The sequence below is a fragment of the Streptomyces sp. SID5785 genome (assembly GCF_009870065.1).
Lineage (GTDB): Bacteria > Actinomycetota > Actinomycetes > Streptomycetales > Streptomycetaceae > Streptomyces.
The window spans coordinates 1-4,806 of record NZ_WWIA01001065.1 but is presented as its reverse complement, the minus strand read 5'-3'; the positions used below and the strand labels follow the sequence as shown (position 1 = coordinate 4,806).

Here is a 4,806-nt window from a genome sequence, read left to right as displayed (position 1 = left end):
GTCAGGCCGGCGGCGCCGGTGGCGGCCAGGAACGTCCGGCGGTCGAGACGGGCGGCGGCTGCTGCTGCGGAGGCGGCTTGCGTGACAGAGCGTGTGCGCGGCATGGCGCGATCTCCCCTGGTGCGAACGCGGCGTCAGTGCGGTCCAGGACCGGACGGTCCTGCCTCACTGGATGCTTGGCACCGGGGATGGCCTGCGCGTGAACGGCGACGCAACGCGCAGCGCCGATCACCGTACGTGGATCAGCGGGGGTGGCCCGCGCGGGCACGGCGACGCCGATTCGTCGCGCGGGGGTGCGGGGCGGGCAGCCCCGCCGTCACTCTGTGTTCACCTCGCGGGGAACGACGTGCCCGGCGGCCGGGCGCTCGCTCCACAGTTCGAGCCCGACGTCGACGAGCTCCACGCGCGGCAGCCGGGCGACGGCGTCGAGGTCGTGCCAGGCGGCCATGTCCGTGGAGCCGTTCTCCTCGTGGCGCAGCTCGCCGCCGGTGATCTCGCCCGCGTAGACGAGGCGCAGCCCGTGGAAGTCGGCGACCTTGCCGAGCTTGCGCGGGTAGCGGCGCAGCACGGAGTGCACGCCGAGCAGGTCGCCGGGCGCGAACACGTAGCCGGTCTCCTCCGCCACCTCGCGGATCACCGTGTCGTACGGGTCCTCGCCGTGGTCCATGCCGCCGCCGGGCAGGGTCCAGCGCTTGCTGCCGTCACCGGCGACCCAGCGGGCCAGCAGGATCCGTCCGTCCCGTACGCACAGGGCGTAGGCCGCCACCCGCAGCTCTTTCTGCATCCCCCGACGCTAGAACCAATGCGGCGCTCGCGCACGGGGATGCGCAGGCCGACGGGTACAGGCGGCTTGTCCGCGTTTGCGCCCGCTGACGTATGGCGGGTCTCCGCCATGGCGTCGAACCGTCTCGGGCAACTCTCCCCAAACTGTGGTCACTTACGTAAAGCTGAGCGGTCATCCGGCACCGAATTCCGGATCCCTTCGATCTCACCCAGGGATGCTGATGACCCCCGATCCCCAGCGCGCACCGATATCCGGTGCGAGACGCGCGGCCCGGCTCGCGGCCGCGGCCGGCCTCGTGGCTGCGCTCACCGCGGCCGGGCCCGTACCCATGGCCCTCGCCGCCGACTCCCCGGCCGCCGACCCCGCCGTCAAGGCGTCGAGCGACAAGCTCGGCGCCCACGACGCGGAACTGCTCGCCGACGCGCGGGCCGACGGCCAGAAGAACGTCACCGTCATGGTCGCCACCGCGCCCGGGCAGACGGAGGCCGTGTCCCGGCAGCTCGACGCGGTCGAGGGCGGCTCCGTCGGCCGTACCTACGACAAGCTCGGCTACGTGCGGGCCACGCTGCCGACCGGCCGGGCCGCGAGCGCCATCAAGGCCGCCGAGAAGCTCGACTCGGTGCACGGCATCGACCTCCGCCAGGAGATCGCGCTCGACGACCCGACGCCGGCCGGCGACACCGCCGAGGGCGCCAGGAGCGCGACGCGGCACAAGGAGTCCGGCCCCGGCAGGAACACCCCCGCGAAGAACCCGTACAACCCGTCCTTCGAGACGGGTGCGGTCGACTTCGTGAAGGACAACCCGAAGGCCGACGGCCGCGGGGTCACCATCGGCATCCTCGACTCCGGCGTCGACCTCGGCCACCCCGCGCTGCAGAAGACCACCACGGGCGAGCGCAAGATCGTCGACTGGGTCACCTCCACCGACCCGATCGTGGACGGCGACCGCACCTGGCGCCCCATGGTCACCTCGGTGACCGGCCCGACCTTCAGCGTCGACGGCCGCACCTACAAGGCCGCCGCGGGCACCTACGGGTTCAGCACCTTCGCCGAGAAGGACACCGCGGGCGGCGACGCCAAGGGCGACGCGAACCGCGACGGCGACACCACCGATGTGTGGGGCGTGCTGTACGACGCCGCCAAGGGCACCGTCACGGTCGACGTGAACGACAACGGCGACTTCACGGACGACACCCCGATGAAGCCCTACAAGGACGGCTACCAGGTCGGCTACTTCGGCAAGGACGACCCGTCCACCGACGTCGTCGAGCGCCAGCCCTTCGTCGTGGAGATCCGCAAGGACGTCCCGATGGACCCGTACGGCGGCGACTGGGTCGGCAAGAAGGTCGACTTCGTCAACATCGGTGTCATCGAGTCCGAGCACGGCACGCACGTCGCGGGCATCACGGCGGCCAACTCGCTGTTCGGCAACAAGAAGATGAACGGCGCCGCCCCCGGCGCCAAGATCGTCTCCTCGCGTGCCTGCACCTGGAGCGGCGGCTGCACCAACGTCGCGCTGACCGAGGGCATGATCGACCTCGTCACGAAGCGCGGCGTCGACATCGTCAACATGTCGATCGGCGGCCTGCCGGCGCTCAACGACGGCAACAACGCCCGCTCCGAGCTGTACACGCGGCTCATCGACGAGTACGGCGTCCAGCTCGTCATCTCGGCCGGCAACTCCGGCCCCGGCGCCAACACCATCGGCGACCCCGGCCTCGCCGACAAGGTCCTGTCCGTGGGCGCCTCGATCTCCAAGGACACGTGGGCCGCCAACTACGGCTCCGAGGTCAGGAAGTCGTACGCGATGATGCCCTTCTCCTCGCGCGGTCCGCGTGAGGACGGCGGCTTCACGCCGACCATCACCGCGCCGGGCGCGGCCATCAACACCACCCAGACCTGGCTGCCGGGCGCACCGGTCGCCGAGGCGGGCTACGGTCTGCCGGCCGGCTACTCCATGCTGCAGGGCACCTCGATGGCCTCCCCGCAGGCCGCCGGCGCCTCCGCGCTGCTGATCTCGGCCGCCAAGCAGCGCCACCTCGACCTGACCCCGGCGAAGCTGCGCACCGCGCTCACCTCGACCGCCCGGCACATCAGCGGCGAGCAGGCGTACGCCGAGGGCTCCGGTCTGATCGACATCGTCGACGCCTGGAAGTCCCTGCGCAAGGGCGCTTCCGCGCACACCTACACGGTCAAGGCGCCGGTCGACACCGCGATCGACGACGCGCTCGAGACCCCGGGCTTCGGCACCGGGATCTACGACCGCGAGGGCGGTCTGAAGGCCGGTCAGAAGAAGACCTACGACGTCACGGTGACCCGCACCTCGGGCTCCGCGCAGCCGGTCCTGCACCGCGTCTCGCTCCGGAACAACGCGGGCAACACCTTCAAGGTCGTCGGCCACGGCTACGTGTTCCTGCCGCTGAACAAGCCGGTCACGGTGAAGGTCCAGGCCGCGCCGCGGTCCGCCGGTGTCAGCAGCGCGATCCTGCGCGTCGACGACCCGCGGACCCAGGGCGTCGACCAGCAGGTCCTCGCGACCGTCGTCGTCTCCTCGCCGCTGGCGAAGCCCGGCTACGCGTTCCGGGCCAAGGGCTCGGTGCAGCGCAACAGCGTCACGTCGTACTTCGTGACCGTGCCCGAGGGCGCCAAGTCCCTCCAGGTCGCCATGAGCGGTCTGAAGGACAAGAGCCAGACGCGCTTCATCTCCATCCACCCCTACGGCGTCCCGGTCGACGACACGTCCACGCCGAGCTGCTACCCGAACTACGAGAACCCGGCCAACACCTGCCGCCCGGACCTGCGTTCGTACGCGGACCCGCAGGCCGGTGTCTGGGAGATCGAGGTCGAGGCGCGCCGGACGTCGCCGCTGCTCGACAACCCGTACACGCTGGACGTCGCCGCGCTCGGCGCCGCGTTCGACCCGGCCGTGCAGACGCTGCCCGAGGCGAAGGTCGGCACGCCGGCCGCGGTCGCGTGGAAGGTGACGAACAACTTCGCCGCCATCGACGGGGGCAAGCTCCAGGGCGGTCCGCTCGGCTCGTCGAAGTCGACGCGTCCCACCATCCAGAGCGGTGACACGCAGACGACGACGGTCGAGGTGCCCGAGGGCGCGGAGAAGCTCGACGTCAGCATCGGCAACGTCTCCGACCAGGCCGCCGACCTCGACCTCACCGTCTACGACAAGGACGGCAACCAGGTCGCCCAGTCCGCCGACGGCGACTCCGAGGAGTCGGTGAGCATCGCGAAGCCGGCCGCCGGGACGTACACGGTGGAGGTGGCGGGGTACTCGGTGCCGTCCGGCTCGACCGAGTACGACTACGTCGACGTCTTCTACTCGGCGTCGCTCGGCACCGTGAAGGTCGACGACGCGTCGCCCGTGGACCTGGCCAACGGCGCGTCCACGGACGTCTCCGCCGAGGTCACGGCCGCGGCCGCCGCGCCGGAGGGCCGCGAGTTCTTCGGCCAGGTGCAGCTGCTGAACGAGCGCGGGGTGCCCGCGGGCGTCGGCAACGTGCGGATCGAGAAGGTCACGCCGTGACGCCCGGGGCGACCTGAGGCAGCGGACAGGAGGGGCGGGTGCCGGTGGCACCCGCCCCTTCCGCGTGCCGGTTCCCGTGAGGTCTCCGCGTGCCGTTCCGGCGCCGGGTCAGCCGTCCTGCCCCGCGTTGCAGGGCAGGTCCGCCGCGCGGGGCAGGGCCGTCACGATCCGGGTGCGCAGCCGGGTGCGCTCGGCGCCGAGCGCCCAGGTGTCCGGCTCCTGCGCGCCCTCGGGAATGCTCACCAGCGGCCGGTCGCCGACGGCGGCGCCGGGCGCGAGACCTTGGTCCACCGGGAAGGTGACGGTGGGCGCGCCGCCCGAGCGGGGCTTGTAGGTGTGGGTGACCCGCAGGGTGATCCGGTCTTGGTCCGTGCCCGGAACCGGATCCACCCGCTCGACCCGGCCCTCGACGATCAGCCGGGAACACGCGACGAGGCTCTCGGCGGAGCGCGGGCCGTCCTTCGGGGCGGCCGCCCGCCCGCGG

The 4,806-nt window shown here is 72.0% G+C and carries 2 protein-coding genes and 1 pseudogene; 1 reads left to right on the top strand and 2 read right to left on the bottom strand.

The window, feature by feature from the left end; all coding sequences use genetic code 11:
* Nucleotides 1–316: 316 nt before the first annotated feature.
* Nucleotides 317–784, bottom strand: a complete 468-nt coding sequence (locus tag GTW43_RS34520) for an NUDIX hydrolase (protein ID WP_161305914.1) — start codon at nucleotides 782–784, stop codon at nucleotides 317–319.
* Between the two features lie 220 nt (nucleotides 785–1,004).
* Here GTW43_RS34520 and GTW43_RS34515 point away from each other — a divergent pair, with 220 nt between their 5' ends.
* Nucleotides 1,005–4,322, top strand: a complete 3,318-nt coding sequence (locus GTW43_RS34515; RefSeq protein ID WP_161305913.1) for a S8 family serine peptidase — start codon at nucleotides 1,005–1,007, stop codon at nucleotides 4,320–4,322.
* Nucleotides 4,323–4,430: 108 nt separating this feature from the next.
* Here the strand turns inward: GTW43_RS34515 and GTW43_RS34510 are convergent.
* A pseudogene (locus GTW43_RS34510) lies at nucleotides 4,431–4,806 on the bottom strand (hypothetical protein); the annotation flags it as partial.

Bases quoted from the DNA above. Each gene is read 5' to 3' on its own strand.
- GTW43_RS34520 (WP_161305914.1), bottom strand. From the start codon at position 784: ATGCAGAAAGAGCTGCGGGTGGCGGCCTACGCCCTGTGCGTACGGGAC.
- GTW43_RS34515 (WP_161305913.1), top strand. From the start codon at position 1,005: ATGACCCCCGATCCCCAGCGCGCACCGATATCCGGTGCGAGACGCGCG.